The following is a 25,466-nucleotide window of genomic DNA, read 5'->3' on the forward strand; positions in this document are numbered from 1 at the left end:
ATCCGATAAAAAAAGAGCACGAATTATAATTGTTTCTTTAAAAGCGATAATGCGTCATTTTTTCAAAACATAGTTGCTATAATCACAACAATAATCGTTTTTTAGGGGAAGCTGAGCATGCAGCTCAATGCATTACGATATTTTGTCATGGTGGCAACCACCGGCAGTTTCTCCGCAACAGCGAAACATTATCAGGTGCCGTCTTCCTCGGTATCTCGATTTATTTCGCAGCTTGAAAAAGAATTGGGACAACAGCTTTTTTATCGTAATACTCGTTCGGTACGCTTAACTGAAATGGGTGAAAAGTATTGTGTCCAAATCAAAGATGTCTTGGATACACTTGATCTAGCCAATGAAGAAATCGCAGGAAAAAATGCCAGTCTTCGCGGTGTGATTAAAATCAATACTGCCGTTGCCTTAGGCAGATCGCATCTTTCTCGCATCATCTATAAATTGCAGGAAGTTTATCCGGACATCTCTGTGGAGCTGATGTTAACGGATCGATTTATTGATTTGGTACAAGAAGGCGTGGATATTGCGATTCGGATTGGTCAACTACAAGATTCCGCCTTGATTGCACGAAAGATTTGCGAGCAACGTTATGTCTTATGTGCAAGTTCTGCTTATTTAGAAAAACAGGGTGTTCCTCAACATCCTCAAGAGATCGAACATCATGCATGTTTGGTTTATAAAGGGGGGGCGGGCAGTCAACTGTGGTATTTCCGCCAAACACTGGATGATAAGCCCATCATTATTGAGCCTCAAGGATCATTAAAAAGTAATAATGTTGAAGTCCTGGTCAATGCAGCCTTAGAAGGAAGAGGGTTGGTGTTATTTCCTACATGGATTTTCGAGCACAGCTATTTTAAAAATGCTGAGCTGATTCCTGTGTTGTCGAATTGGATCAGTAGTGTGGATACTCACTCGGTGGGAATTCATGTGGTGTCACCAGAAAATCGGATTCGCTCCCAAAAAGTCAGAACGGTGATTGATTTTATTTTAAATGAAATTGGTGATCCGCCGTATTGGGATAAATGGATTTAATTTTTATTCCTTCAACGATCATTGCTGTAGCTTTCAAGCTGAAGATTACAGCATCATGATCAAAAGCGTTTAAATCATTCAATCTCAATGTATCAGATTGAAAAATAATAAAAAACAAAGTCAACAAATAAGTAGTAAACGGTATTCGCCATGATTCTCAACGGGTGCTCGATGCACACAAGGTAAAACCTTTTGTTCCGGATGATCGACGGCCAACTTCCATATATGACCTTGCCCTAAATTAATCGGTTGAGCATGTGCTAAGGCTTGATAGTGCAGATCAAAATAATATTCGCTTAAAAAATTTTCAAAACCAGATTCTGGCCCATCATACAATGCCTGAAGTTGCTGTCGAATTTCAGGGATGAGAATTTTTTGTTGTACCTGATCATTGGCAATCAAGTCACTGGCTGCCCCATGATACGTACATAGAAAGGTATCTGTCGCAACAGGTGAACGATCTACATGAAAGGAATAGACATCTGTAGAAATAAAACCCAGTTCATCATCGCGTTCATAGCATTTTAATAAGTTTAAAACAGGTGAGGCACCATGATCTGTGAGTCGCTGTAGATCGTGCAAAATAATACTTCTGGCCTGTTGTCCTGCAACAGAAAGATCAAGCTGGATTAAATCCTCGATCGACACTTCAGTGATGTTGTCTTGCAGTTGCAGCTTGCTCACAATCTCGTTAAAGTCTCCCTGCAATTGTCTTTTCCAACATAAAGCATTGACTTGATCGTGGAATTTGGTAGAAAGCAGTTGATCAAAACTGCTCACAAGCTCAATATGAGGGCAACTTAAATAGATAGGATTCATAATAAAAACAAGAAAAATGACTCGGGAATCATACAAGGCTCTTTAGAAAAGAGAAAATATAAATTATAAAGTTTTAAGTAGTGTCATCATGAATGTTTGGATGAGTATCGAATCGATCCATCCTTTAATGTATGAATGTTCAAATCATTCATAGCATTGAATTGATACGCCCGCTTTTTAAAAATACGACCAGGTTCATCTTTCATGTGACGCCTGACATCATCATGACTTAAGGGATGATTTATATCATGTTTAACCATGTCCAGTTCATAGGCATATTTATGATCTTATTAGGATTAGCTGCCTGTACACCAAAGAAAGTGGATGAAGAACCTTTAACACCTGAGCGATTGGCTGCCCTTGAAAAGAGAGAAGCTGAGTTTATGCAAAAAAGGGAAGCCTATATCAAACAACATGGGCACCCTAAATTTGATCCCCGAAGATTTACTTCAAATATGACACCTATGCTGAAAGCACCCGAAAATCAAACTAAAACAAATCAATAAATTAAAACTACTGACAATAGAGGGCATAGAGTGTTTGCATCAAGGTAAGCACTTTAGTATCCGTTAATTGATAAAAGATTTGTTTACCTTCACGCCGTGTACTCACCATGTCATGTTTTCGTAGCACGGTCAGTTGTTGTGACAGCGTCGGTTGATGAATGTCAGTACAATCCTCAATTTGTTGCACATTAAGTTCACCATCTACCAAAACACATAAAATTTTTAAGCGATCTGGATTCGATAGCACTTTTAAGCAAGCTGTCACCAGATCGACTTGGGAAAAATCAATTTTTGCATGAGTCATGGCAGCGTTCATTTAAAAACCTGAGGTTATAGTGTTGAATCTATGAAGTTAAATCAAGCATAACATAATACAGCTTGAATAATATATTTTTTTATATAATATAAAAATAAATATTAATTTAGGAAAATATGCCCATGCATGATTTTCTCCGTGCTTTTCTTGGTGGTACGTTTTTAGGGATAGCTGTGGTTAGCTATTTGTATGTCAATGGTCGAATTGCAGGCATCAGTGGTTTAATTGCACAGGTATTGAATCCAAAGACGATCTTTAAGACACCTGCCATTTGGTTTTTGGCAGGCCTGATTATAACGCCATTTATTTATCGAATCGGGGCTAGCCCAGCTATAGAACTGAATGCGAGTCCTTTAATGATGATCATTGCCGGAATTTTAGTGGGTTTTGGTACACGTTTAGGCTCAGGTTGTACCAGTGGGCATGGCATTTGCGGTATGAGCCGCCTTTCAAAACGCTCCATCATTGCGACAATGACTTTTATGTTTGCGGGCTTTGTCATGGTGTATTTAATTCGTCATGTCGTAGGAGCATTTTAAGTGAAAAATCTATCTGCTTTATTGTTTGGTGCCTTGTTTTCAATCGGCTTAATGTTTTCCGGCATGTCGAATCCAAAAAAAGTACTCGATTTTCTTGATCTTTTTGGACAATGGGATGCAAGTCTTGCTTTTGTGATGATGGGCGCAATTGCGGTTGCATTCATTCCATTTCAGAAAGCCGTTCGGCAAGTAAAACCTCAGACACTTTTCCATGAGAGCATCGATTTGCCTAAAAACAACCCAATTGATCGAAAATTAATTTTAGGGGCGTTGATCTTTGGTGCTGGCTGGGGAATCGCAGGGATCTGTCCTGCACCGAGTTTTACACTGATCGGCTTAGGGCATTACCAAGCCTTATATTTTGTGCTTTCTATGTTGCTCGGCGTATATATCCATCAAAAATGGAGTGAGAGATCAAAATGATTAAGCGAAAACACAGCCTGATGTCTATCCAACATTTTTTCGATGAAAACACCCATACATTAAAGACATCGACTCTGCATGCGGATCATCTTTCTGCTGCACACTATCTGAAAACGCAGCTGGGCGGTAAAGTGGCGATGAGTCATAAGATTGTTGACGTTCAGGACACTTTTAGCAAAATTTATAATTTAGATATCAAAGCGTTTAACACGTCTCAACCTTTTGATTATCTATTTGATGATGAAGAAGTTTTCTACATTGGTCAGTTGAAGGCATATAACATTCCAACCCCAGGACATACGCCTGCTTGTCTAAGTTACGTGGTAGATGATGCAGTATTTGTGGGAGACACATTATTTATGCCGGATTATGGTACGGCACGCTGTGATTTTCCTAAAGGGAGTGCTGAAGATTTATATGAATCAATCCAACGGATCTATCAACTCCCTGAGGATACTCGCGTATTCTTATGCCACGACTATTTACCTGAGTCTCGACATGAATATCAATGTGCAAGCTCAGTGGGGCTACAAAAGAAACTCAATATTCATATTCATCAAGGCATCACGCAAAAAGCGTTTGTTATGATGCGTCAAGCACGTGATGCGACGCTATCTATGCCAAAACTCATGCTGCCTGCGATTCAAATCAATATGCATGCAGGCAAGTTACCTCAAGTTGAGGAGAATGGAATGGCGTATTTAAAAATACCGCTGAATTGGTTTTAATGCGTTGAACATCATTCATTTGATGATGCTCAACAAGATTTCTTAAATAGTGCTTAAATATTGCTTAACATGATCGAAAATAGAGGTTTGGCGCAACGTCTATTCAGCAAATGAGCAAATTACGCGTATTTCATACATTCAGTTTAAATGTGCTTTAACTTGTTGAAATTCACAGCATTTAACGCTGACCAAGATTGAAAATAGACTGTACCATCCCAAAATCGATTTTTAGGTTTTTAAGAGTGTAATCTACAGTTAATTCTACTGAAACCGTATGAAACATCAACATCGCTATAAAGAGTCTATACATTGAAGACTGATGGTGGCGCAAATTTTTAGCAAATCTTGGCTGAATCAAGCCCTTCTTTAAAATCATATTGATATAGATAAAAGGTACATACAATGAAAGCCGTGATCGTCAAAAAACCGGGTGGTTTTGATCAGTTAAACGTCGTTGAAAAAGCAGAATTGAATGCACCTCAAGCAGGTGAGATTCAAGTCGACATTCATGCCAACTCACTTAATTTCCATGATTTATTGGTGGCAAGAGGTGATTTTCCATCTGAAAATGGACGTGTCATTCTTTCTGATGGTGCAGGTGTGGTCACCGCCGTCGGTGAGGGTGTAACTGAATTTGCAGTCGGTGACCATGTGGTGTCATGTTTCTTCCCGACATGGCAAGATGGGCCTGCAACGCTATCTGACTTTGCAACTGTCCCTGGAGACGGCATTGATGGTTATGCGGTAGAAAGCGTCAATGCACCTGCAACGGCGTTTACCCATGCCCCTAAACACTACAACCATGAAGAAGCAGCCACATTAACAACCGCAGGTTTAACCGCATGGCGTGCTTTAGTGGTCGATGGTCATGTGAAAGCAGGGCAAACGGTACTGGTATTAGGTACAGGTGGTGTGTCAATTTTTGCTTTGCAAATGGCAAAGTCTATGGGGGCACGTGTCATCGCGACAACATCTTCAGAGTCTAAAAAAGCAAAACTTCTTGCACTAGGTGCAGATCAGGTCATTAACTACCGTGAAGACGCCCATTGGGGAGATAAAGTCCTTGAACTGACTCAAGGTCAGGGTGTAGATCTTGTGGTAGAAGTGGGTGGTCCTGCAACCTTAGCTCAATCGATTCGCGCAGCCAAAGTAGGTGGTCATATTGCCTTGATCGGTGTCTTAACAGGCTATGCCGGTGAAATTCCAACGGCAGAATTAATGGCTAAACAATTGTCACTGAAAGGCTTGATCGTGGGGAGTCGAACCCATCAAAAAGACATGATTCAGGCCCTTGAAACTTATGATTGGAAACCTGTGATTGATTCAGTATTCTCACAAGATCAAATCGCAGAAGCATTTCGCCATCAAGAATCCGGTCAGCACTTTGGTAAGATTTGTATTCGTCATAAACAAAGCTGATCTGATTGAAGTATAAAAGCCGAAGTTGACTTCGGCTTTTTTTTAAATTTTTTTAGTGCAAAATTTTGTGGGATTAGATAAGTTAGCAAAAGGATGGTGGAAAAATCAGATGAAATACGACACCATCAGGCGTATTTTCTACACCGACTTCTCCTTGATGCAACTGCATAATAGATTTCACAATGGCGAGTCCCAAACCACCGCTTTTTCCAGAGGCATGACGACTGGTCTCAATTTGGTAAAAGCGATCAAATAAATGAGGCAAATGAACCTCTTCAATCCTGACCTGAGGTGTTAACACTGAGATCATTAGCTTAGATAGTTGTGCTTTCACCTGAATTCTAATGTCACTGTTTTCATGGCCATAATCAATTGCATTGCTGATTAAATTCGCCACAGCCCGTTCAACCAAAATCGGGTGACCTTGAAGACTGAATCTTTGTTCAAGTCCATGCTCAAGATCAAGTTTAAAACCCATCTGTTTTTCTTCTGCCAAGAAACTAAAATACTCGATTAACTCATCCAACATTGGCTTAAGCTGTATGTATTGTTGATCCTGTACATATTCGCCATGCTCAAGATGTGCAATCAGCAGCATACTCTCAATCATCTGATTTAAACGTTCGTATTCCTCTAAATGCGAATACAGCAGATTTTCTAAATCTTGCTGTGTTCGAAAATGGGACAATACAATTTGCGTCTGTCCGACTAAGTTATTCAGCGGTGTGCGTAATTCATGTGCAATATCCGCTGAAAAACGCGCCATCTGTTGATAGCTGCTGTCTATGCGAGTCAGCATGGTATTCATCGCATAGGTGAGTTCATTAACTTCTTTACTCACAGACTGAATATCAAAACGTGAGCTGTGTTGATTTAAGTCAATTTGAGTGGAAGCATCAATCAATTGACGTATGGATCTTAAGAGATAATGTCCTGCAAGCCATGCTGTTAGCGTAGATAACAGCACACCGAATATACTGTACCCAATTAATTTTTGACGATATTGGGTCAGGGTCTGCTGACCTTCAAGCAATTGCTTGCCGGCAATGAGTTGATAGCGTTGACCCTGTATATTGAGTTGTTTCGATGCTAAGCGAGTTGAGGGTTGATCTGTTTGATTATTTTGAAATTTGAGTTCAGGTTGAAAGCTTAACTTCGGCATCTGAATATTCAAGGGATTGATCTCGATGATCACTTGGTCATTTCGACGCAATATCAGCAGATTGTCTTGCTGTCCCAACATATTTTCATACAGTCTAGGATGCTGAATCAGCAGTTCTAAACTGTCGCTGTCTTTTAGAAAAACTTCAATTCGTTCAATACGCGCAGTCAATGCCTGATCTTGCTGCGTTTGAATCATAGTTTGCATATTTCGGTCTGAAAGCAACCCAATGCCGATGAACACCACGCAAGAAATCATGCCGAAGGTCAGTGCCAATAAATGACTGAGTCGAAGACGAATACGGCGTTTCATGCTTGTTCATCGAGTTTATAACCCAAACCGCGAACGGTATGGATAAGTTTAGGGGCAAAATGATCATCGACCTTACTGCGTAAGCGGCGGATGGCAACATCAACCACATTGGTATCAGTATTGAAATTAATATTCCAGACTTTGGAGGCAATTTGACTGCGTGTCAGCACTTGCCCTGAGTGTTCCATCAACAGTTGCAATAAGAAAAATTCTTTTTGGCTTAAATCCAATTTTTGATCATCACGCCAAACTTCATGTTTCAAACGATCCAGTTTAAGATTGGCCATTTGATAACTATCTTGTTCGATACGTGGGCTACGTCTTAATAAACTTTTAATGCGCGCCAAGAGCTCAATATAAGAAAATGGTTTCACCAAATAATCGTCTGCACCCAGTTCTAAACCTTTCACCCGATCCAGCACATGATCTTTTGCTGTGAGCATCAGTACAGGAACTTGGCTCATGGTTCTTAAGGTTTGTAATATTTGCCACCCACCAAATGCTGGCAACATCACATCGAGTAATACCAAATCATAATCAGCTTGCTGTAAGCGTGTTAAAGCACCCAAACCATCATGACAGATAGAGGTCTGATAACCCGATTCTTGTAAACCCTTTGCCAAATATTGGCTAATCTTGACTTCGTCTTCAATAATTAAAATATGCATCTCAGTAGTTTACTGCCTTTTTAAACGACTTAGATGACAAATCCGTAATCTAATTGTCATGCACACAGATCCTTTTTCTTCTTAAGATAGCGCAACACTTAATCACCACATGTTGATGGTTTAAAAATGCACTTTATAAAAAAATCGATGCTCTTGATGATCACCACAACCTGTTGCAGCGCCGTATCTCATGCAGCGTTGAATCAACACTATGTGATGTCCTTAACACTCGCCAATCAACTCAATCAACAAGTGATGCAGCAATGTACACAAGATGCCAAACCTGCTGCGGTGGTGGTGCTTGATCAAGGGGGCAATGTGCTAAGCAGTCAGCGTCATGAGTCAGTGGGGATACATAATTTAATTGCAGCACAGCGCAAAGCATTTACGGCATATTCAACCAAAAGCAATAGCTTAGATTTTATGCGCAATGCCCAAAAGAACCCAGATGCTCAAAATTTAAATAGTTTGCCTGAATTATTGCTACTCGGGGGCGGCGTACCGGTGATTTATCAAGGTCAATTGTTGGGAGCTGTCGGTGTAGCAGGAGCGGGTGGTTCAGTGCAAGACCATCAATGTACTCAAAAGGGCATTGAAACCGTTTTAAAACAACTTTAAATGCAGTGATTTAATCTTTCTTCATTTTTATAGGAACTCAACGAATGAAAAAACTTTGTGTAGCAGCCGGCGGTGTTTTATTTTCAAGTCTTGTTATGGCTCAAAACCCTTTAAGTGTACATGTGCTGAACTTGGAAAATGGTTTACCTTCATCTCATGTGAAAGTCACCTTAGAAGAACAGAAAAATGGCAAATGGGTCAAAATCTCAGAAGCATCGACTAATGAACAAGGGCGTATTACTGCACTTTTCCCAGAGAATAAAAACTTCGATACAGCTATGTATAAAGTGACCTTTAAAACAGGCGATTGGTTTAAACAGCATCAGCAAAAAACATTCTTCCCAGAAGTTCCGGTGATTTTTGAAGTAGATGGTTCAGTCAAGCACTACCATATTCCGTTGCTACTTAGCCCTTATGGCTATTCAACTTATCGTGGAAATTAAAAACGTGTTGATAGACTTCTATTAAAACTTAGTTAAAAAATAAGTTGAGACATTTCAAACGTCTCAACTTATTTTTATTTTAACTTAATTCGATACATTCATCTCATATAGAAAATGATGCAGCGATCTGGTTAAAAGTATTTATTACTCAGGCAAACCATCAATAATAAAGACACGATATTTTGAACCTTTTTGACGATGTTTCATCGCATCTTGGTAAGCTGGGCTGTCATACCATGCACGCGCCGCCGCTTTATCGGGGAAGCGCAAAATAACCGCGCCTTCCATCGGATTACCTTCAAGTACTTCAAAATCGCCGTAGAATGCCAATGGTGTTAAATCATGACCAGGTCTTGCCTTCGGTGCTTTCTCTGCATATTGTGCAAGTTCATCTGGATCTGTGGTTTCTTCGCGGGTAAAGACAACATATGCAGACATAATCAATCACTCCTTAATTTAACAGTTTTAATAGGGCCTCTGCGGTTGCAGCAGATGAAGCCGGGTTTTGTCCGGTGACCAGTAGACCGTCGACTTCAACATGCACTTCCCAGTCTGATGTCTTGGAATAATGTGCACCGTGTTGTTTTAGCATATCTTCAACCAAAAAGGGCACAACTTCAGTCAAACCTACAGCTTCTTCTTCTGAATTACTAAAGCCTGTGACCGACTTACCTGTCACAAGTGCAGCACCATTCGGTGTTTTCACATGGCGTAAAATACCGGGTGCATGGCATACAGCAGCGACAGGTTTACCTGACGCAATACTGTCTTGAATAAGTTGAATGGAATGTGCGTCTTCGGCTAAATCCCAAAGCGGGCCATGCCCACCGGGATAAAACACAGCATCATAATCTGTAATTGAAATTTCACTCAGTTTATGGGTTTGTGCCAATACATGTTGTGCATGTTCATCAGATTGAAAGCGTCTGGTTGTTTCTGTCTGCGCATCTTCTGCATCACTTTTAGGATCAAGAGGCGGTTGTCCACCTTTTGGAGATGCTAAAGTGACTTCAGCACCTGCATCAATAAAGCTATAGTAGGGCGCGGTAAATTCTTCAAGCCAAAATCCTGTCTTTTCACCGGTATTGCCCAACTGATCATGCGATGTTAAAACCATTAAAATTTTCATTAATTCTCTCTTTCATCCGCTTCGAAAAGTGAGTTCAGATGATGAAACACTTCAATATACCCACCACAAGGGGGTATGAAAAGGATTCATGACGGAACACATACGTTTGAATAAAACACGTTTAAAGCTTTGAATCTGTGTCAGATTGTGTAATTCTCGTTATTTATTCTTATGTATCTGAGTGATGTGAGCATACTGTACACAGGTCTCTGAAAACTCAAATCATGATTACCAAAAGAAGAAGCAAACCATTCACTGATTGTTTTAATGTAAAGAAGCACTGTACATGCATCAATCAAATGCAAAGAGTGCTTTAAACGATGAGAGTACAAGTGTAACGCTCAATAGCTTAAGGTAAAGGCAAGTCTAGCGGATTAAACATGCTATTGGATGCGATGCCGATTAATCATCCTCACCTATAGATCAAATCATTGAGGCCAATTGTAATTCAGCTTGAGTTCACTTAATGCCGCAGGTTTTGCGAAATAAAAACCTTGGAAATAATTACAACCATGCGCTTGTAAAAACTCAGCTTGATCAATGGTTTCAATGCCCTCGGCAACCACTTCTAAGCCTAAAGTCTGCGCCATAACAATAATCGCAGCAATGATCGCGCAATCTTGTTTATTGTCGGGTAGATCCTCAATAAAACTGCGATCGAGTTTGATTTCATCCGCAGGTAAGGTGCGCAAATAACTCAGACTCGAATAGCCCGTCCCAAAGTCATCAACAGAGACTTTAATACCTAAATTACGAACTGCCTTAAGTATGTCTAATGAACGGTCAGCACCCTCAATTAACATGCCTTCAGTCACTTCAATTTTTAATAAGTCAGGAGCAAGTTGGGTCTTTTTTAAGGTTTCATTTAATTCATCTAAAAAACCAACACGTTTAAACTGTAAAGGGGATAAGTTCACTGCAACTCTAAGGTTGGAGTGATTTTCTTGATTCCACGCGACAATGTCCTGACATGCCTGTTGTAAAACCCATTGACCAATGGCAACAATCTGACCCGTTTCTTCGGCAAAAGGAATAAACTCAGCAGGAGAGATAAAACCTTTTTGCGGATGTTGCCAACGGATTAATGCTTCAACACTTTTTAATTCACCAGAGTGAGCGTCAACTAAAGGTTGGTAGACCACTTTAAATTGTTCTTGCTCTAGCGCGACCATCAGTTCGTGACGCATCAACACATAATCAACTTTTGGTGTATGAACAGCATTAATCTCATACCAATGCCATGTATTTCCACCTTGTTTTTTGGCTTCATTTACGGCATGTATTGCATAATGCAACAATTGGCTCGATTTTTCGATTTGATCACTATTATTTGCAATGCCGACGCTGGCACTGATGTGCACTTTACGACCATCAATATCGAAGGGGGCTGATAGACTTTTAATGATTTGCTCTGCAAGCATAACCACATGTTCCAAATCGTTATTATTTTTGAGTAAAATACCAAATTCATCCGCTGAAAAATGTGAAATAAGCTCTTCATCTTGAATGAGATGGCGTAAACGATCTGCAACAGCCACCAATACTTGGTCACCTAAGATGTAGCCTAAACTATGATTTAAGGGATTAAATCCATCTAACTCAATATATAGAACCACAGGTTCATACTGATTGAGCGACTTTGAGAAAGCATCCTCTAAACGTTTTTCAAAATGCAAATGATTAATCAGCCCAGTTAGACTATCGTGAGTCTGTTGACGGGCAATATATTCGCTGTCTGCAAGCTGTTGAGTAATATCTTGTTGAATGCCAATAAAATGCTTACAAATATTTTGATCATTAAATACAGGCCCTAAGATCAATTTATTCCAAAACTCTTGTCCATTTTTACGATAATTTTTGATGGTGGTCTGTATTTCAACTTGATTAGCCAAGGCTTCACGGATTTCTTCAATTGATTTTGGATCTGTATCAGGCCCTTGTAGAATGCGGCAGTTTTTTCCGAGCACTTCCTCTTTTCGATATCCGGTAATCTTTTCGAATGCAGGATTGACATATTCAATTTTAAGCTCTGAAGCATCGGTTAAGATGATTCCATGCGGGTTGGCATCCACACTTCTTTTGAGTAACCTCAGTGTATCTTCTGAATTTCTGCGTTCCGTAATATCTCGTACAATCCCAAATACACCCACGACCTGATCATTTTGCTTGATGGGTAAATAAGTCAAATCCAGCCAATAACTTTCATCTAAAGCATTACGACCTTGAATTTCTAGATGCTGGCTATTTCCTGCCATGGCTTGCTGAAAAGCTGTCTCAGTAACAGATTTAAATTCATCTGAAAGAAAACTTTGGTAATGTGTACCTATACACTCGAATGGTTTGAATTTGGTGACGGTCTCTGAGGCTAAGTTAGCATCAACAATTACACCTTCGAGATTGTGTTCAAATATTGCATCAGGATGATAGGTAAAGAAGGAACGATATTTATCATTGAGTGTGAGTCTTTGTTGCCTTTCGACATACAAATCCATACTCAGCGCAATTAAAGAAGCAGCATGACGAATGAGTTGAATATGAGTCGATGTTGGACGCTTATTCGATCGATAATAGGTACCAAAGGTTCCGTAAAGTTTACCTAAAGCATTTACAATAGGGGTAGACCAACAAGCATGGATATTTTCTTGTTTGACGTATTCACTGAAAAGTTGCCAGTTCGGATCGGTCTGTAAATTGTCACAAATCACCAGCTGTCTTTGAAATGCCGCTGCACCACACGCACCCACGTGTTGACCTATTTTAAGATCACTCAGGAGGGCTTGATAACTTGGAGAAAAATGTTTAGCACCACTGACAAGATTTAATGTCTGTTTTTCCTCAGAAAAAAGCATAATAGATACCATGGAATCAGGTATCTGGCTTTCAAGCCATTCACTAATGTTCTGAAAGATGAGTGATAAATCAGCATGTTGCCCAATTAAATCAAAAATTGACTGGGTATCTAAATAATTTGCTGATTGACTCATATGACATACCATCCTAAGGTCACGGTGAATATTTTATTGATTATGATAGCGCTCTGATCTAAAAAAAACGGAATCAAGACTTAGAACATTTATTTTCTGCAAATACAGATGGTTAATTATACTTAAATAAAACAATATTGATGCACAATTATTGTGCTAAATTTCAAAGTTTAGCTTTCGTTATGGACAACACATCCAATTATCTCTACCTGCTTTCATATCAATATCAAAGATGCAGGTAGGTCAGGGTAATTTATTATTCATCTCTCAGACTTCACTAATGCGTATACACACCAATTTATGTTCTTTCATAAACATCATTTTAACTAAAATCTAACCCTACGATTGATTTGAAACCATGTGATTAGATTGATGCGGTTCCTATATAGAGCCCCCCAAAATAAGCTTGATGAGATAAATTAAACTTATGTGTGTATTTGAATTAAAAATTTATATTTCAATAGCTTAAATAGATTCTTAAAAGAAAAATCACTTTAAAGATAAACTTTTACAATGAAGATTTCTGTTTTGCTTTCTGACGTAAAACATATAAGTATAAGCTTTCGACTTTTTCACGCGCCCATGGGGTGGTACGCAAAAATCGCAATGAAGATTTAACACTTGGGTCTATGCAAAAACATCTAATTTCAATTTTACGACTTAAGTCTTCAAACCCACCGTAGTAGTCTAATAATTCATCTAAAATGTCTGCAAGTTTTTTGCCATGTAAAGGGTCATTCGAGGTATTCATCATAGATCAACAATTTTTTGGGAGGAGACTATTATAGCCTGAGCTGATTTAAAAATTCGCATTATTCAATTTTGGATATTCGATTTTAGTCCTTGTTTAGTCATTTCACATATTCATTCTAAGACAAGTACATATATAGACACGTTGTCTGATATCCTATTTAACATAATATACATTATGCGAAGTCTTCTTGTAAGCCCAAAATAGAAATGTCCGGTTTCTCCAAAGTAAAAATGTCCGCTTTTAGAATATGCACTTTTGCAATTTTCTTAGCGGACGGTTTGATATGTTGGTGTCTATGTCGGATAAAGAACTTAAACGATTGTCGGTTTTGCAGGAAATCTGTGATCAACGCATAACTCAATCCCAGGCTGCTCAGCTACTTCATATCTCAGAACGTCAGATCAGACGCTTACTGCACAAATACAAAGCTCAAGGTCCCGCTGCATTAGCCCATGCCGGTCGTGGCCAAATCAGCAATTCCAAAATTCCTGAAGAAATCAGACTCAAGTGTCTCAATATTGTTTCTGACCAACTCCATGGTTTTGGACCCACTTTAGCGCATGAAAAGCTCACCACCGTACATGGATTCGATCTTTCAGTAGAAACCCTGCGTTCTTGGATGATTGCAGCCGATTTATGGATTCCTCGATCCAAGCGCCTGAAACGCCGGTATCAGCCTCGTTACAACCGGGATTGCTTTGGTGAACTGATCCAAATTGATGGCTCACACCATGACTGGTTTGAAGGACGCGCTGCTAAATGCTGTCTGCTGGTGTTTATCGATGATGCCACAGGTAAATTACAGCATTTACGCTTCTGTGAATCAGAATCAACCTTTGACTATATGATTTCGACACGTTTATATATCGAACAGCATGGTAAGCCATTGGCATTTTACAGTGACAAACATTCAGTTTTTAGGGTGAATCAAAGCAGCAAGAAAGACACCAAGATTACCCAGTTTGGACGTGTGCTGAGCACTCTCAATATCGATATCATCTTCGCTAACTCCCCTCAAGCCAAAGGTCGTGTAGAACGCGCCAATAGAACACTTCAAGACCGTTTGATTAAAGAAATGCGCCTGGAAGGTATTAGTTCGATTGAGCAAGCGAATGCCTGGCTGCCGTGCTTTATTAAGCAATTTAATCGTAAATTTGCCAAGATGGCCTTTAATCCCAAGGATCTGCATCGGACTGTCACTGAAACAGCCGAAGAATTAGATGATATTTTTACCTGGCGTGAACCCCGCAGGGTCACTAACAGCCTGACAATTACTTATGATAAATGCGTATATATGTTGGAAAACACAGAAGAAAATCAAAGTTTGATCGGCAAGTATCTTGAGTTCCTGGAATATCCGGATGGTACTGTAGCCATTGAATATCATGGAAGAAAAATCAGTTACAGCCTCTTCGATAAATTAAGTCAGCTCAATCAACGAGAGATCGTTGAGAATAAACGTTTGGGTTCTGTGCTGGCACATATTCAACAACAGCATGAACAACTGGAACAACAAAACAAACGCAATCGTTCTCAAAAGATGCCACGTAGACGAGCACAGAAAACAGCGATTGAACAACGAAATCTGAATCCTGTGCTTGACTTGGAAATTTCCATATAGGACATTTCTATTTGGTTATTAGGTAGGACATTTCTACTTGGGAATAACACCTTATAATTTAGGAAATCCTAGCTATATAGACGCTATCTAAGCCTGATAATTTTAAATATTGGATTCACATATATAGTATGTATAGAAGCCATTCACCAAAATCTCTTTAAGTCTAATCAACACTGGCTAAGCATTCATTTTAAAATGCTCAATGAACGCTGTATTTTTATATTCTTCATGAAAAGCTATACAAAATTTGAGATTTGTTGTTGGGCGACCTATATAGGCTTTAAATCAACAAGCCTTTTTCTTGAATAACACCCTTGATCAATCACCTTTTTTTTACTCATACACATTTGATTCATTTATAGGCTTATTTTTTATATGGGAATTTAGGTATTTGTTTAAGGTGATCCAATTTTTCTATATTTGCTTTGAAAGCTGTTTCATCATTCGCTGCTTGGGTGAGCTGATCATCTAACCAAACGAGATGCGCTAACGGTACTGAACCGTACCGGGTTTGTCGGAGACCAACTTTCTTGAGAGAATGTCCCAATGACAAAACCAAAATATACCCCTGAAATCAGAGAAAGAGCGGTTCAATTATTGATTGAATCTGAAAAAGATTATCCTTCTACTTGGGCTGCAATCACAGCAATTGCACCTAAGATTGGCTGTACTCCTGAAACACTACGTTCCTGGCATCAGAAGTATTTGAATCAACAGAATCCAATCAAAGTACAGCAGCTTTCAGACCAAGAACGCATTAAACAACTTGAACGCGAAAATAAAGAACTGCAACGAGCCAATGAAATTCTACGCAAAGCAGCCGCTTTTTTCGCCCAGGCGGAGCTCGACCGCCCACACAAATAATGGTGGATTTTATCCATAATAATAAAGAGCTGTACGGAGTCGAGGCGATTTGTAGAATTTTACCTATCGCACCTTCAACCTATTACCGAACTTTAGACCTCGCGGACAATCCAGAACATCGAGCGAAACGAGATTTACATGACTTGCATCATGCTGAACAAATTAAACGAATTTGGAAGGAAAGTTCAGGTCGATATGGTGTACGTAAAGTTTGGCAAAAACTGAAACGTGAAGGCTATATTATTGCGCGCTGTACAGTTGCTCGATTGATGCAAAAGCTAGGTATACAAGGTGTTTGGCGAGGTAAGAATAAACAAACGACCCGTAGCCGGGATGATCAAAAACGAGCAGATGACTTGGTGAAACGCAATTTTAGTGCTGATCAGCCTGACCAGCTGTGGGTCGCTGACTTCACGTATATTCAAACAAATTCAGGCTGGGTCTATACCGCCTTTATTATTGATGTGTTCTCACGAGCAATTGTTGGATGGAAAGTATCAACACGTATGAATACAGACATGGTGCTCGATGCACTGGAGCAAGCATTGCATGATCGAGGCATGCCAAAGAACGTGATTCATCATAGTGACAGAGGCGTGCAATATCTTTCCATTCGTTATACCAATCGTTTAGAAGCAGCAAATTTACGAGCATCAGTCGGTACGACCGGTGATTCATACGATAATGCTTTGGCTGAAACGATGAATGGCTTATACAAAACAGAGGTGATTGAATATTTAAAAGCAGATTGGCAAGGTTTAGCGGATGTACAACTTGCGACACTAAATTGGGTAGATTGGTTCAATAAAGAACGTGTACATAGTGCACTGGGTTATGTATCACCTTTTGATTTTGAAGTAATCTACTATGATAAGATTAACCCGTTAGGTCAGGTGGCCTAACTTAAATAAAAAGTCTCCGACAAACCCGGTACGGTTCAGTACAAAGCTATTGGCTTCATACACCGTGGTGAATACATGCTTACCATTATGGTCTTGCAGTATTCGATTGCCATCCCAAACATTCCACACGGCTTGTTTTTGAACCAACTGAGTGGATTTAGTTTGTATCGTTTTAGCCGGTCGAATAATCTTAGATCGGCTAGCATAGAAGTCAGAAGATCCAACTAATTGTGTTGATTCACCTAAACTTAAGTTCATCGATAAACCCAATTGATAGTTAACTGCATGTTCTGAGTTGTGTGAGTTAGCTTTTTCGTGCTGTATTTTTGCTTGAATTTGCTGAGTAATGATTTCTTTTTTATAAGTTTGACTCTGTTTCGCTATTCGTCGACCAAATGGATCATATAGCTAAATAAAAAACATAAGCTACATCATTTTAAAGACGATATCTAAAGCTTCCTGAAAGGTTTTATTATTCTGAGCAACCATATGTCTGACTTTACTTTTTAGGACAGACCATGCTCTCTCAATAGGATTTAGATCAGGACTATATGCAGGTAGATAAACAATTCTTATCTGATATCGTGCTGCCAAGTCATCAATTACTCGACCTTTATGAATGGATGCATTATCTAGAATCAGCAAATAACTCTTAGTCTGATCATCCTTTTGCTTTAAATCCTGCAACAAATATTCCAACCAACAGACAAAAATATTCCGATCACACGAACCGTGAAAAACTAAAGGTTGAGTAAACTTGAATGGTGCATTTGATCTGACCTCACTGATCATACTGAGTCTCGTGCCATGCCCACCTGACTTAAATGCATGACAACGTTGACCTTTTGGAGACCAACCATATTCTGCGGTTTCATTGGTATTGATGCCTGATTCATCGATATAAAGAATGTGATCTTCACCATATTGCTGCTTCCACTGAGGCAAACACCATTCAAATACAGCACGGCTTAACTTGCAGGCTTGTTTGTAGAGAAAACTCTTTTTTTACGCGTCCAACCCATCTTATTTAGAGCTTTTAAAATGACATGATAGCCAACGCTATAACCGAATTTCTGTTCAAACAAAGGAATAAGATCTTTAGCTTGGGTAAATGGCGTTGTTTTTACAAATGCTTCAAAAGCTTGCAGGTCCAGAATCTTTGAGGGACGTCCTACATTTGGAGACTTAGGTTGTTTGAGTTGACCAGTCTGCTGTTCGATCAGAATCCAATCATCGATCGTGGTTCTGGCAATATTAAATATTTCGCACGTCTTAGATTTATGCTTTGACTCTTTATAAAACTGCATGACTTTTTCACGTAGATCGACAGAATATGTTTTTGGCATAATTTTAAAGGTGAGTGTTTTTTCTATTGTAGCTCATCTTCTTAATTTAGCTATAAATACCAAAATTGACGAGAATAGATTTCAGCTTAGACCAGTGTTGATCCGTCAGCATTGTTCGAGGCATAGCGAGAAGTGAATTTGGTTTGGCGATTGAATTTTACTTTCTCGCTATTTTTTTGAACAGCAAATGTCAACAGACCCTATTAAAAGTAAAAAATAAAGTTAAACTCCTCCTGAAATAACATAAAAATAGTCATCATGATTGAGACACCTACTCCCATATAAATAATACTTTTATTATGTAATTTATGTGACATAGCAACTGTATGACCAAAAGGGACAGCCATTGCGAGAAGTTGATTTTTCTTATTCATTACCGACAGCACATTAAAATTATCTAGCACATCATCTTCATAGGCAACATATACATCATCGCCTTCTTCAAAAAACACACCTGTAAATGCAGCATATAAATCTATTTCATCTATTTGAAAGTGAATGTAATAGCCGGGGAACCCTGTAATCCCCCCTAAAGTTGCTGCTGCCCCTATCCCACCTGATTCTAAAAAAATAGATACTAAAGCGGTGCCTGCGGCTTGAGACTGTAATTTCGGGAGTTGCCCGACAATACCATCAACGTATTCAAGGTTTTTAACTTTTCCATGAATCACTTTCATTCTTTTATTGTTCTTCTATATCGACTAATGGTTGAGGATCATAATCTAAGAACTGAGTGTATTGATATACATCATCATACATTCTATTGATTTCATCAATATAGGCCTCGACACCTGCTTTTTCCAATGCGGTTAAGTCATTAACGCCCATTTTTTATAAATTTCCCCTGAATAGATTGTATATCCTCTAAATTGTTTTTTATATTTTGACTTATTCCAATCAAAAAAGTTAGACATTTTCAATGTGCAATTAGCTTATTAAAGTTTAAAAAAAAGACCAACATGTGTCGGTCTTTTTTTTTAAGATTTAACTTATAGCGCAGCTTTGCTCAGTTCACCATTGATCAGACGGTGAATATTCAGTGGATTTTCATCCTTAAGCGCATCTGGTAAGAGTGCTTGTGGGTAGTTTTGGTAGCATACTGGACGTAAGTAACGATCAATTGCTAAGGTACCCACTGAAGTACCACGTGCATCAGAAGTTGCTGGGTATGGTCCACCATGCACCATCGCATCACATACTTCAACACCTGTTGGGTAGCCGTTTAATAATAAACGCCCTGCTTTTTCTTCGAGTACAGGCACAACGTCTGCAAACTCAGTTAAATCCGCATCATCTGCAATCAAAGAGGCAGTCAATTGACCATTCATGCTGCTCAGCGCTTTAATTAATTCTGCTTTATCAGCCACTTCAATGATAATTGTGGTTGGGCCAAAAATTTCTTCTTGAAGCAATTGATCACCTGCAAGCAATAACGATACATCTGCTTTAAACAGTTGTGGTTGTGCTTGATCACCTTGTTGTTCCTGACCTGCTAAATGCTGAATACCCTGATGCCCTTTTAAGTGTGATAATCCAGAACTGTAGCTTTTTAGTGTGCCAGCATTCAACATGGTTTGAGCAGGTTTTGCACGCATGATTTCAGTCAATTTCTCAACCAATTGAGTAAATTCAGGCGATTGAATGCCCAAAATTAAACCTGGATTGGTACAGAACTGACCACAACCCATGACCACTGAATCTGCTAAATCTTGGGCAATTTGAGCACCACGATTTTTTAATGCTTCAGGCAACATCAACATTGGATTAATACTGCTCATTTCAGCAAAAACTGGAATCGGTTGTGGACGTGCAGCCGCCATATCACAAAGTGCGCGACCACCTTTTAATGAACCGGTGAAACCTACCGCTTGGATCAGTGGGTGTTTAACCAAAATCTCGCCGACACCATTACCATACACCATGTTGAATACGCCTTTTGGCATATTGGTTTTGATGACAGCACGTTCGATCGCTTGTGCAACTTGATCTGCAGTCGCCATATGACCACTGTGTGCTTTAACAACCACTGGACAACCTGCTGCCAATGCAGAAGCAGTATCACCACCTGCTGTTGAGAATGCCAATGGGAAGTTACTTGCACCAAAGACAGCGATTGGTCCTACACCAATTTTAATTTGACGTAAGTCGACACGCGGTAAAGGTTTACGATCAGGCATTGCTGTATCAATACGCGCACCCAAGAAATCACCGCGACGTAATACTTTCGCAAATAAACGCATTTGACCACTGGTACGACCACGTTCACCTTGTAAACGTGCCAATGGTAAAGCTGTTTCTTGAGAAATCACTTCAAGGAAATCTTGTCCTAATGCATCAAGCTCATCTGCAATTGCTTCAAGAAACTGAGCACGTTGTTCTGGAGACGTATGACGGAAGCTTTTAAATGCTTCACTTGCTGCTTCGCAAGCTTGGTTGACTTCTTGTTCTGTCGCTTGATAGAACTCGTATGCCAATGCTTCACCCGTGGTCGCATTAAAGCTTTGAAGTACTTTAGTACCTGCAGCGCTACGTTGACCTGCAATGAAGTTTTGTCCAATGATCATGGGATATTCCTTAGAGTGTAATAACTGAACCGATAGGTAACTCAGGTTGAGTGAGACCTAATTTATTTTTAAGTGGACGACCGAACTCTTTCATTTCGATTTCGAACTCATCACCGACTTGCGCCTGCATGCCATCCGCAAATGATAAAGTTGCCGTACCAAAGTAGTGAATATGAACATCACCTGGTTTTAAAAATTGCTGATATTTAAAATGGTGGTACTCAAGGTTACTTAAGCTATGACACATATTGTCTTCACCTGAAAGAAACTCTTTTTCCCAAATCACTTCGCCACCACGACGCAGACGACTTGTACCGACCAAATGTTTTGGTAATTCACCGGTACGAAGTTCTGGTCCATAGCTGCAAAAACGTAATTTAGAATGTGCTAGATAGAGATAGTTACGACGTTCCATAATGTGGTCTGAATATTCATTGCCTAATGCAAAACCAATACGATACGGTTTGCAATCTGGACCAATCACATATAGACCTGCAATTTCGGGTTCTTCGCCGCCATCTTCTGCAAATGGTGGTAAAGGTAAGTCCGTTCCAGGACGAACCACAATTGAACCATCGCCTTTATAGAACCATTCCGGTTGTGCACCGACCAAACCTTCTGCAGGTTTACCCTGTTCAATGCCCCATTGGAACATACGCATCGTATCTGTTACCGATGCTTCATCATTGAGGTTCTGTTGGTGCATTTTGTCACGTGCAGATGCAGAACCTAAATGCGTAAGCCCCGTACCTGATACGAAGCAGTGCGCTGTATCCGGATGATCTAAAGGAGCTAGAACCTTTAAATTTTCTAATAGGTCTTGGTAATTGTATTGGTCATCGGAAAAACCCAAGGCTTCAATTTGTTGCTCTAAGCTATTTTTGTTCTCAATTGCTAGTAGTGCTAAATCACGTACTGTGGTCACAGCATTGACACGTTTTACAACGTTATGTTCAACAACACCAACCGCACGCTGATCTTGAGTATGTTCAAATTGAATAATATTCATTCCAATTCCCTTTACGCTTTTTCACTAACATTAAATTTCTGTGTTTTATTTTTTTCAAACTTTGCGTACACAAAGTAAGTCAAAATCAAGCCGAAGACCATGACACAGGATAAGAAGTACAAACCTGCTGCCATATTTCCGGTATATTCTTTAAGCAGTCCAATACCAAATGGTCCTAAATAACCCCCTAAGTTACCAACCGAGTTGATCAGTGCAATACCCGCTGCTGCACTGGCACCTGTTAAGAAACGACCCGGTAAAGTCCAGAACACGGCTGTGGTGGAGAACAAACAAAATGCCACTGCAGACAGTGCAACCAACTGCATCACAGGTGAACTTAACCACGCACTGAAGAACATTGCACATGCACCGACTGCATACAGGAAACTTAAGTGACCATAACGATCATTCAGCTTGTCGGAGCTACGTGGAATAATCAGTAAGCCGATGATGCCGAATACATAAGGCACACTCGACAAGAAGCCCACTTGTAGGTCAGAACCGCCACTAAATTGTTTAATAATGGTTGGTAACCACAAATTTAGACCGTAAATACTTAAGGTCACAGGTAGATAATATAGAGCGAGGGTTAACACACGTTTATCTTTGAGTGCATGTAAAGGATTGGCGTGACGGGTTTGATCATATTCACTCTCATCTTTCACCAACTCATTTTTCAACCAATCTTTTTGTTGATTGCTCAACCATTTTACTTTTTTGTAATCATCTGGAAGATATAAGTACGTTGGCAAAGCTAACAGTACAGCCGGTAAACCAACCAGAATAAATAACCATTGCCAACCATGCATATTTGCAATGCCATCCATCCCCAACAATGCACCAGCTAGAGGTCCTGCGATCATCATTGCGATCGGTTGAGACAGTACAAACATGCCCATAATCTTGCCGCGATGTCGTACGGGATACCATTGCGTAATCAAATACAAAACACCTGGGAAAAATCCGGCTTCAGCCACACCCAAAAGAAAACGCAAAGCGTAAAAACTTTTGGGTCCCTCAATCAGCGCCATAGCCATGGTGATTAAACCCCACGTCAGCAAGATTCGAGCAAACCATTTTCGTGCGCCAAATTTATCTAGCATTAAATTGCTGGGTACTTCAAACAAGAAATAACCAATAAAGAATAATCCTGCACCTAAACCATAAGCTGCATCACCGATACCGACATCTGCGCCCATATGTAAGTGTGCAAATCCGACTGCGGCACGGTCAATATAGGCAACTAAATAGAGGATGACTAAAGCAGGGATTAATTTATAGGTGACTGTCCGTATTACATTCTTTTCGAAATCCATGTTCGACTCCAATTTCCATTTGATTCTTAGCTTCATGCTGTTGGAAATGTTTTATGTAAAATAAGATATAGTATTACTATTTAAATTACAAACCCTTTTAAAAAGTTTTTATTTGGTGTATTTTGCTCTCAAAATATTTGAATAGTAATACTATATAGGGATATAGAGATGGAACATAAAAAACCATTACGCTCTCAAGCATGGTTTGGTACCACAGACAAAAACGGGTTTATGTACCGCAGTTGGATGAAAAACCAAGGCATTCCTGATCATGAGTTTGATGGTCGTCCTGTGATTGGGATTTGTAATACTTGGTCGGAGCTCACGCCATGTAATGCGCATTTCCGTAAAATTGCAGAACATGTCAAAAAAGGCATTTTTGAAGCCGGTGGCTTCCCTGTTGAATTTCCAGTGTTTTCAAACGGTGAATCTAACTTGCGCCCGACTGCGATGCTGACACGCAACTTGGCGAGTATGGACGTGGAAGAAGCCATTCGTGGCAACCCAATCGATGGCGTTGTGCTCTTGACCGGTTGTGACAAAACCACACCTGCACTATTAATGGGTGCTGCAAGTTGTGATGTCCCTGCGATTGTGGTGACAGGCGGACCAATGCTGAATGGTAAACATAAAGGCAAAGACATTGGTGCAGGCACCATCGTTTGGCAAATGCATGAAGAATTAAAAGCAGGTAAAATTGATCTGAATGAATTCTTGTCGGCTGAAGCGGGCATGTCACGTTCTGCCGGTACATGTAACACCATGGGCACAGCATCTACCATGGCGTGCATGGCTGAAGCACTCGGTACGTCTTTACCGCACAATGCCGCAATTCCTGCTGTTGATTCACGTCGTTATGTATTGGCGCATTTGTCAGGCATGCGTATTGTCGACATGGTCAAAGAAGATTTAACCCTGTCTAAAATTTTGACCAAAGAAGCCTTTGAAAATGCCATTAAAGTGAATGCAGCCATTGGGGGTTCAACCAATGCCGTGATTCATTTAAAAGCCATTGCTGGTCGTATTGGGGTTGATTTAGAACTCGATGATTGGAACCGTGTTGGGCGTGCTATGCCGACTATCGTCGATTTACAACCTTCAGGTCGTTTCCTAATGGAAGAGTTTTATTATAGTGGTGGTTTACCTGCGGTGATTCGCCGTATGGGTGAACATAATCTATTGCCACATCCGAATGCACTGACTGTAAATGGTGAAAGCATTTGGGACAACTGCCAAAACTCGCCGATTTATAATGATGAAGTGATTCGTCAAATTGATAATCCACTACGCAAAGATGGTGGTATGTGTATTTTACGTGGCAACTTAGCCCCGAAAGGTGCTGTGCTAAAACCGTCTGCTGCATCACCTGAATTAATGCAACATCGTGGTCGAGCTGTGGTGTTTGAAAACTTTGACGACTATAAAGCACGCATTGCCGATCCTGATTTAGATGTCGATGAAACATGTGTATTGGTCTTAAAAAATGCAGGACCTAAAGGTTATCCAGGTATGGCTGAAGTCGGCAATATGGGTTTACCGCCTAAGATTTTAGAAAAAGGCATTACCGATATGGTGCGTATTTCTGATGCCCGTATGAGTGGTACAGCCTACGGCACGGTGGTGCTACATGTGGCGCCAGAAGCAATGGCGGGTGGTCCATTGGCAGCTGTTCAAAATGGTGACTTTATCGAGCTTGATGCCTATGCGGGTAAGTTACACCTTGATATTAGTGATGAGGAATTGCAACAACGTTTAGCAAACCTTGAAGCACCTCCTGCGCCGAATTTTATTGGTGGCTACCGTCAACTTTATGTAGATCATGTTCTTCAAGCCGACGAAGGTTGTGATTTTGACTTCTTGGTGGGACGTCGCGGTGCAGATGTACCCCGTCATTCGCATTAAACGAAGCGCAATAAATATGTGAAAATGGATGACCTTGTTTAATCACAAGGTCATCTATACCATACTAAAGGTTAATTG

Annotated in this window: 26 protein-coding genes, 1 pseudogene and 1 other annotated feature; of the genes and pseudogenes, 11 read left to right on the forward strand and 16 right to left on the reverse strand. The window is 40.0% G+C overall.

Features of this window, described 5'->3' with window-relative positions; genetic code table 11:
- Window positions 1-117 precede the first annotated feature (117 nt).
- Window positions 118-1,044 (forward strand): LysR family transcriptional regulator, encoded by a 927-nt coding sequence (locus G8D99_RS08010; RefSeq protein WP_166324205.1) that lies wholly within the window; start codon window positions 118-120, stop codon window positions 1,042-1,044.
- Window positions 1,045-1,164: 120 nt separating this feature from the next.
- Here the strand turns inward: G8D99_RS08010 and G8D99_RS08015 are convergent, their stop codons facing one another.
- A complete protein-coding gene (locus tag G8D99_RS08015) occupies window positions 1,165-1,863 on the reverse strand; it encodes a DUF1826 domain-containing protein (protein ID WP_166324208.1) in 699 nt (232 codons plus the stop codon).
- Window positions 1,864-2,144: 281 nt separating this feature from the next.
- Between G8D99_RS08015 and G8D99_RS08020 the strand changes: the two genes are divergently transcribed.
- Entirely contained in the window at window positions 2,145-2,369 is a 225-nt protein-coding gene (locus G8D99_RS08020) for a hypothetical protein (RefSeq protein ID WP_166324211.1), read from the forward strand.
- Between the two features lie 7 nt (window positions 2,370-2,376).
- Here G8D99_RS08020 and G8D99_RS08025 read toward each other — a convergent pair whose 3' ends face one another.
- Window positions 2,377-2,673: an ArsR/SmtB family transcription factor gene (locus G8D99_RS08025; protein WP_227554285.1), complete on the reverse strand. Its 297-nt coding sequence runs from the start codon at window positions 2,671-2,673 to the stop codon at window positions 2,377-2,379.
- A 134-nt stretch (window positions 2,674-2,807) separates the two neighbouring features.
- On the opposite strand from G8D99_RS08025, the gene G8D99_RS08030 reads away from it, so the two are divergent.
- From G8D99_RS08030 to G8D99_RS08045, 4 genes and pseudogenes are all read left to right on the forward strand, one after another.
- Complete coding sequence (locus tag G8D99_RS08030) at window positions 2,808-3,224, forward strand: YeeE/YedE family protein (protein ID WP_166324217.1); 417 nt, start codon at window positions 2,808-2,810, stop codon at window positions 3,222-3,224.
- Complete coding sequence (locus G8D99_RS08035; RefSeq protein ID WP_166324220.1) at window positions 3,225-3,647, forward strand: DUF6691 family protein; 423 nt, start codon at window positions 3,225-3,227, stop codon at window positions 3,645-3,647.
- A gap of 74 nt (window positions 3,648-3,721) precedes the next feature.
- Window positions 3,722-4,375: pseudogene (locus G8D99_RS08040) on the forward strand (MBL fold metallo-hydrolase); the annotation flags it as partial.
- Window positions 4,376-4,777: 402 nt separating this feature from the next.
- Complete coding sequence (locus G8D99_RS08045; protein ID WP_166324223.1) at window positions 4,778-5,794, forward strand: zinc-dependent alcohol dehydrogenase family protein; 1,017 nt, start codon at window positions 4,778-4,780, stop codon at window positions 5,792-5,794.
- Between the two features lie 82 nt (window positions 5,795-5,876).
- On the opposite strand, the gene G8D99_RS08050 is transcribed toward G8D99_RS08045, so the two are convergent.
- Together G8D99_RS08050 and G8D99_RS08055 are read right to left on the reverse strand one after the other, a co-directional pair.
- Window positions 5,877-7,268, reverse strand: coding sequence for a heavy metal sensor histidine kinase (locus G8D99_RS08050; RefSeq protein ID WP_166324226.1), 1,392 nt, complete (start codon window positions 7,266-7,268; stop codon window positions 5,877-5,879).
- On the reverse strand, window positions 7,265-7,936 hold the full coding sequence (locus tag G8D99_RS08055; protein ID WP_166324229.1) for a heavy metal response regulator transcription factor: 672 nt from the start codon (window positions 7,934-7,936) through the stop codon (window positions 7,265-7,267). The genes G8D99_RS08050 and G8D99_RS08055 overlap by 4 nt, the downstream gene beginning before the upstream one ends.
- Before the next feature lie 147 nt (window positions 7,937-8,083).
- Between G8D99_RS08055 and G8D99_RS08060 the strand changes: the two genes are divergently transcribed.
- Both G8D99_RS08060 and uraH read left to right on the forward strand, forming a co-directional pair.
- Window positions 8,084-8,554 carry a GlcG/HbpS family heme-binding protein gene (locus tag G8D99_RS08060; RefSeq protein WP_166327639.1) on the forward strand — a complete coding sequence of 157 codons (471 nt, stop codon included), beginning with the start codon at window positions 8,084-8,086 and terminating at the stop codon, window positions 8,552-8,554.
- A 44-nt stretch (window positions 8,555-8,598) separates the two neighbouring features.
- Entirely contained in the window at window positions 8,599-8,997 is a 399-nt protein-coding gene (gene uraH, locus G8D99_RS08065; RefSeq protein ID WP_166324232.1) for a hydroxyisourate hydrolase, read from the forward strand.
- A 144-nt stretch (window positions 8,998-9,141) separates the two neighbouring features.
- Here uraH and G8D99_RS08070 read toward each other — a convergent pair whose 3' ends face one another.
- The 4 genes from G8D99_RS08070 to G8D99_RS08085 form a co-directional block, all read right to left on the reverse strand.
- On the reverse strand, window positions 9,142-9,435 hold the full coding sequence (locus G8D99_RS08070; protein ID WP_166324235.1) for a DUF1330 domain-containing protein: 294 nt from the start codon (window positions 9,433-9,435) through the stop codon (window positions 9,142-9,144).
- Window positions 9,436-9,448: 13 nt separating this feature from the next.
- A complete protein-coding gene (locus G8D99_RS08075) occupies window positions 9,449-10,126 on the reverse strand; it encodes a type 1 glutamine amidotransferase domain-containing protein (protein WP_166324238.1) in 678 nt (225 codons plus the stop codon).
- A gap of 428 nt (window positions 10,127-10,554) precedes the next feature.
- Complete coding sequence (locus G8D99_RS08080) at window positions 10,555-13,110, reverse strand: bifunctional diguanylate cyclase/phosphodiesterase (RefSeq protein WP_166324241.1); 2,556 nt, start codon at window positions 13,108-13,110, stop codon at window positions 10,555-10,557.
- 508 nt (window positions 13,111-13,618) lie between these two features.
- Window positions 13,619-13,861: a VF530 family protein gene (locus G8D99_RS08085; protein ID WP_166327641.1), complete on the reverse strand. Its 243-nt coding sequence runs from the start codon at window positions 13,859-13,861 to the stop codon at window positions 13,619-13,621.
- Between the two features lie 298 nt (window positions 13,862-14,159).
- Here G8D99_RS08085 and G8D99_RS08090 point away from each other — a divergent pair, with 298 nt between their 5' ends.
- Window positions 14,160-15,485: an ISNCY family transposase gene (locus G8D99_RS08090; protein ID WP_171522758.1), complete on the forward strand. Its 1,326-nt coding sequence runs from the start codon at window positions 14,160-14,162 to the stop codon at window positions 15,483-15,485.
- A gap of 546 nt (window positions 15,486-16,031) precedes the next feature.
- A protein-coding gene (locus tag G8D99_RS08095) for an IS3 family transposase (protein WP_166323496.1) occupies window positions 16,032-17,251 on the forward strand; the annotation gives its coding sequence in 2 pieces (ribosomal slippage) (window positions 16,032-16,308 and window positions 16,308-17,251; 1,221 coding nt in all).
- Window positions 16,307-16,423, forward strand: a sequence feature (AL1L pseudoknot). Its footprint overlaps the gene before it by 117 nt.
- On the opposite strand, the gene G8D99_RS08100 is transcribed toward G8D99_RS08095, so the two are convergent.
- The 8 genes from G8D99_RS08100 to G8D99_RS08135 all read right to left on the reverse strand — a co-directional run bounded on the left by G8D99_RS08100 (window position 17,234) and on the right by G8D99_RS08135 (window position 23,486).
- Complete coding sequence (locus tag G8D99_RS08100) at window positions 17,234-17,509, reverse strand: hypothetical protein (RefSeq protein ID WP_166324248.1); 276 nt, start codon at window positions 17,507-17,509, stop codon at window positions 17,234-17,236. The two genes, G8D99_RS08095 and G8D99_RS08100, sit on opposite strands and share 18 nt — an antisense overlap.
- Before the next feature lie 168 nt (window positions 17,510-17,677).
- Window positions 17,678-18,196, reverse strand: coding sequence for an IS630 family transposase (locus G8D99_RS08105; RefSeq protein ID WP_166324251.1), 519 nt, complete (start codon window positions 18,194-18,196; stop codon window positions 17,678-17,680).
- A gap of 23 nt (window positions 18,197-18,219) precedes the next feature.
- A complete protein-coding gene (locus G8D99_RS08110) occupies window positions 18,220-18,597 on the reverse strand; it encodes an IS630 transposase-related protein (RefSeq protein ID WP_166324254.1) in 378 nt (125 codons plus the stop codon).
- A gap of 203 nt (window positions 18,598-18,800) precedes the next feature.
- Window positions 18,801-19,274 carry a hypothetical protein gene (locus tag G8D99_RS08115; protein ID WP_196782882.1) on the reverse strand — a complete coding sequence of 158 codons (474 nt, stop codon included), beginning with the start codon at window positions 19,272-19,274 and terminating at the stop codon, window positions 18,801-18,803.
- Between the two features lie 4 nt (window positions 19,275-19,278).
- Window positions 19,279-19,425 (reverse strand): hypothetical protein, encoded by a 147-nt coding sequence (locus G8D99_RS15720; protein WP_227554287.1) that lies wholly within the window; start codon window positions 19,423-19,425, stop codon window positions 19,279-19,281.
- A gap of 161 nt (window positions 19,426-19,586) precedes the next feature.
- Window positions 19,587-21,161 (reverse strand): aldehyde dehydrogenase (NADP(+)), encoded by a 1,575-nt coding sequence (locus G8D99_RS08125; protein ID WP_166324257.1) that lies wholly within the window; start codon window positions 21,159-21,161, stop codon window positions 19,587-19,589.
- 10 nt (window positions 21,162-21,171) lie between these two features.
- Window positions 21,172-22,170 (reverse strand): AraD1 family protein, encoded by a 999-nt coding sequence (gene araD1 / locus G8D99_RS08130; protein ID WP_166324260.1) that lies wholly within the window; start codon window positions 22,168-22,170, stop codon window positions 21,172-21,174.
- An 11-nt stretch (window positions 22,171-22,181) separates the two neighbouring features.
- A complete protein-coding gene (locus G8D99_RS08135) occupies window positions 22,182-23,486 on the reverse strand; it encodes an MFS transporter (RefSeq protein WP_196782883.1) in 1,305 nt (434 codons plus the stop codon).
- A 168-nt stretch (window positions 23,487-23,654) separates the two neighbouring features.
- Here G8D99_RS08135 and G8D99_RS08140 point away from each other — a divergent pair, with 168 nt between their 5' ends.
- Window positions 23,655-25,388 (forward strand): IlvD/Edd family dehydratase, encoded by a 1,734-nt coding sequence (locus tag G8D99_RS08140; RefSeq protein ID WP_166324263.1) that lies wholly within the window; start codon window positions 23,655-23,657, stop codon window positions 25,386-25,388.
- Window positions 25,389-25,466: the final 78 nt, after the last annotated feature.

The sequence above is a fragment of the Acinetobacter lanii genome, from assembly GCF_011578285.1.
Classification (GTDB): domain Bacteria; phylum Pseudomonadota; class Gammaproteobacteria; order Pseudomonadales; family Moraxellaceae; genus Acinetobacter; species Acinetobacter lanii.

Bases quoted from the DNA above. Each gene is read 5' to 3' on its own strand.
- G8D99_RS08045 (WP_166324223.1), top strand. From the start codon at position 4,778: ATGAAAGCCGTGATCGTCAAAAAACCGGGTGGTTTTGATCAGTTAAAC.
- G8D99_RS08125 (WP_166324257.1), bottom strand. From the start codon at position 21,161: ATGATCATTGGACAAAACTTCATTGCAGGTCAACGTAGCGCTGCAGGT.
- G8D99_RS08030 (WP_166324217.1), top strand. From the start codon at position 2,808: ATGCATGATTTTCTCCGTGCTTTTCTTGGTGGTACGTTTTTAGGGATA.
- G8D99_RS08025 (WP_227554285.1), bottom strand. From the start codon at position 2,673: ATGACTCATGCAAAAATTGATTTTTCCCAAGTCGATCTGGTGACAGCT.
- uraH (WP_166324232.1), top strand. From the start codon at position 8,599: ATGAAAAAACTTTGTGTAGCAGCCGGCGGTGTTTTATTTTCAAGTCTT.
- G8D99_RS08020 (WP_166324211.1), top strand. From the start codon at position 2,145: ATGATCTTATTAGGATTAGCTGCCTGTACACCAAAGAAAGTGGATGAA.
- G8D99_RS08110 (WP_166324254.1), bottom strand. From the start codon at position 18,597: ATGCCAAAAACATATTCTGTCGATCTACGTGAAAAAGTCATGCAGTTT.
- G8D99_RS08010 (WP_166324205.1), top strand. From the start codon at position 118: ATGCAGCTCAATGCATTACGATATTTTGTCATGGTGGCAACCACCGGC.
- G8D99_RS08135 (WP_196782883.1), bottom strand. From the start codon at position 23,486: ATGGATTTCGAAAAGAATGTAATACGGACAGTCACCTATAAATTAATC.
- G8D99_RS08075 (WP_166324238.1), bottom strand. From the start codon at position 10,126: ATGAAAATTTTAATGGTTTTAACATCGCATGATCAGTTGGGCAATACC.
- G8D99_RS08085 (WP_166327641.1), bottom strand. From the start codon at position 13,861: ATGAATACCTCGAATGACCCTTTACATGGCAAAAAACTTGCAGACATT.
- G8D99_RS08070 (WP_166324235.1), bottom strand. From the start codon at position 9,435: ATGTCTGCATATGTTGTCTTTACCCGCGAAGAAACCACAGATCCAGAT.
- G8D99_RS08100 (WP_166324248.1), bottom strand. From the start codon at position 17,509: ATGAACTTAAGTTTAGGTGAATCAACACAATTAGTTGGATCTTCTGAC.
- G8D99_RS08090 (WP_171522758.1), top strand. From the start codon at position 14,160: ATGTCGGATAAAGAACTTAAACGATTGTCGGTTTTGCAGGAAATCTGT.
- G8D99_RS08050 (WP_166324226.1), bottom strand. From the start codon at position 7,268: ATGAAACGCCGTATTCGTCTTCGACTCAGTCATTTATTGGCACTGACC.
- G8D99_RS15720 (WP_227554287.1), bottom strand. From the start codon at position 19,425: ATGGGCGTTAATGACTTAACCGCATTGGAAAAAGCAGGTGTCGAGGCC.
- G8D99_RS08115 (WP_196782882.1), bottom strand. From the start codon at position 19,274: ATGAAAGTGATTCATGGAAAAGTTAAAAACCTTGAATACGTTGATGGT.
- araD1 (WP_166324260.1), bottom strand. From the start codon at position 22,170: ATGAATATTATTCAATTTGAACATACTCAAGATCAGCGTGCGGTTGGT.
- G8D99_RS08015 (WP_166324208.1), bottom strand. From the start codon at position 1,863: ATGAATCCTATCTATTTAAGTTGCCCTCATATTGAGCTTGTGAGCAGT.
- G8D99_RS08140 (WP_166324263.1), top strand. From the start codon at position 23,655: ATGGAACATAAAAAACCATTACGCTCTCAAGCATGGTTTGGTACCACA.
- G8D99_RS08060 (WP_166327639.1), top strand. From the start codon at position 8,084: ATGCTCTTGATGATCACCACAACCTGTTGCAGCGCCGTATCTCATGCA.
- G8D99_RS08055 (WP_166324229.1), bottom strand. From the start codon at position 7,936: ATGCATATTTTAATTATTGAAGACGAAGTCAAGATTAGCCAATATTTG.
- G8D99_RS08080 (WP_166324241.1), bottom strand. From the start codon at position 13,110: ATGAGTCAATCAGCAAATTATTTAGATACCCAGTCAATTTTTGATTTA.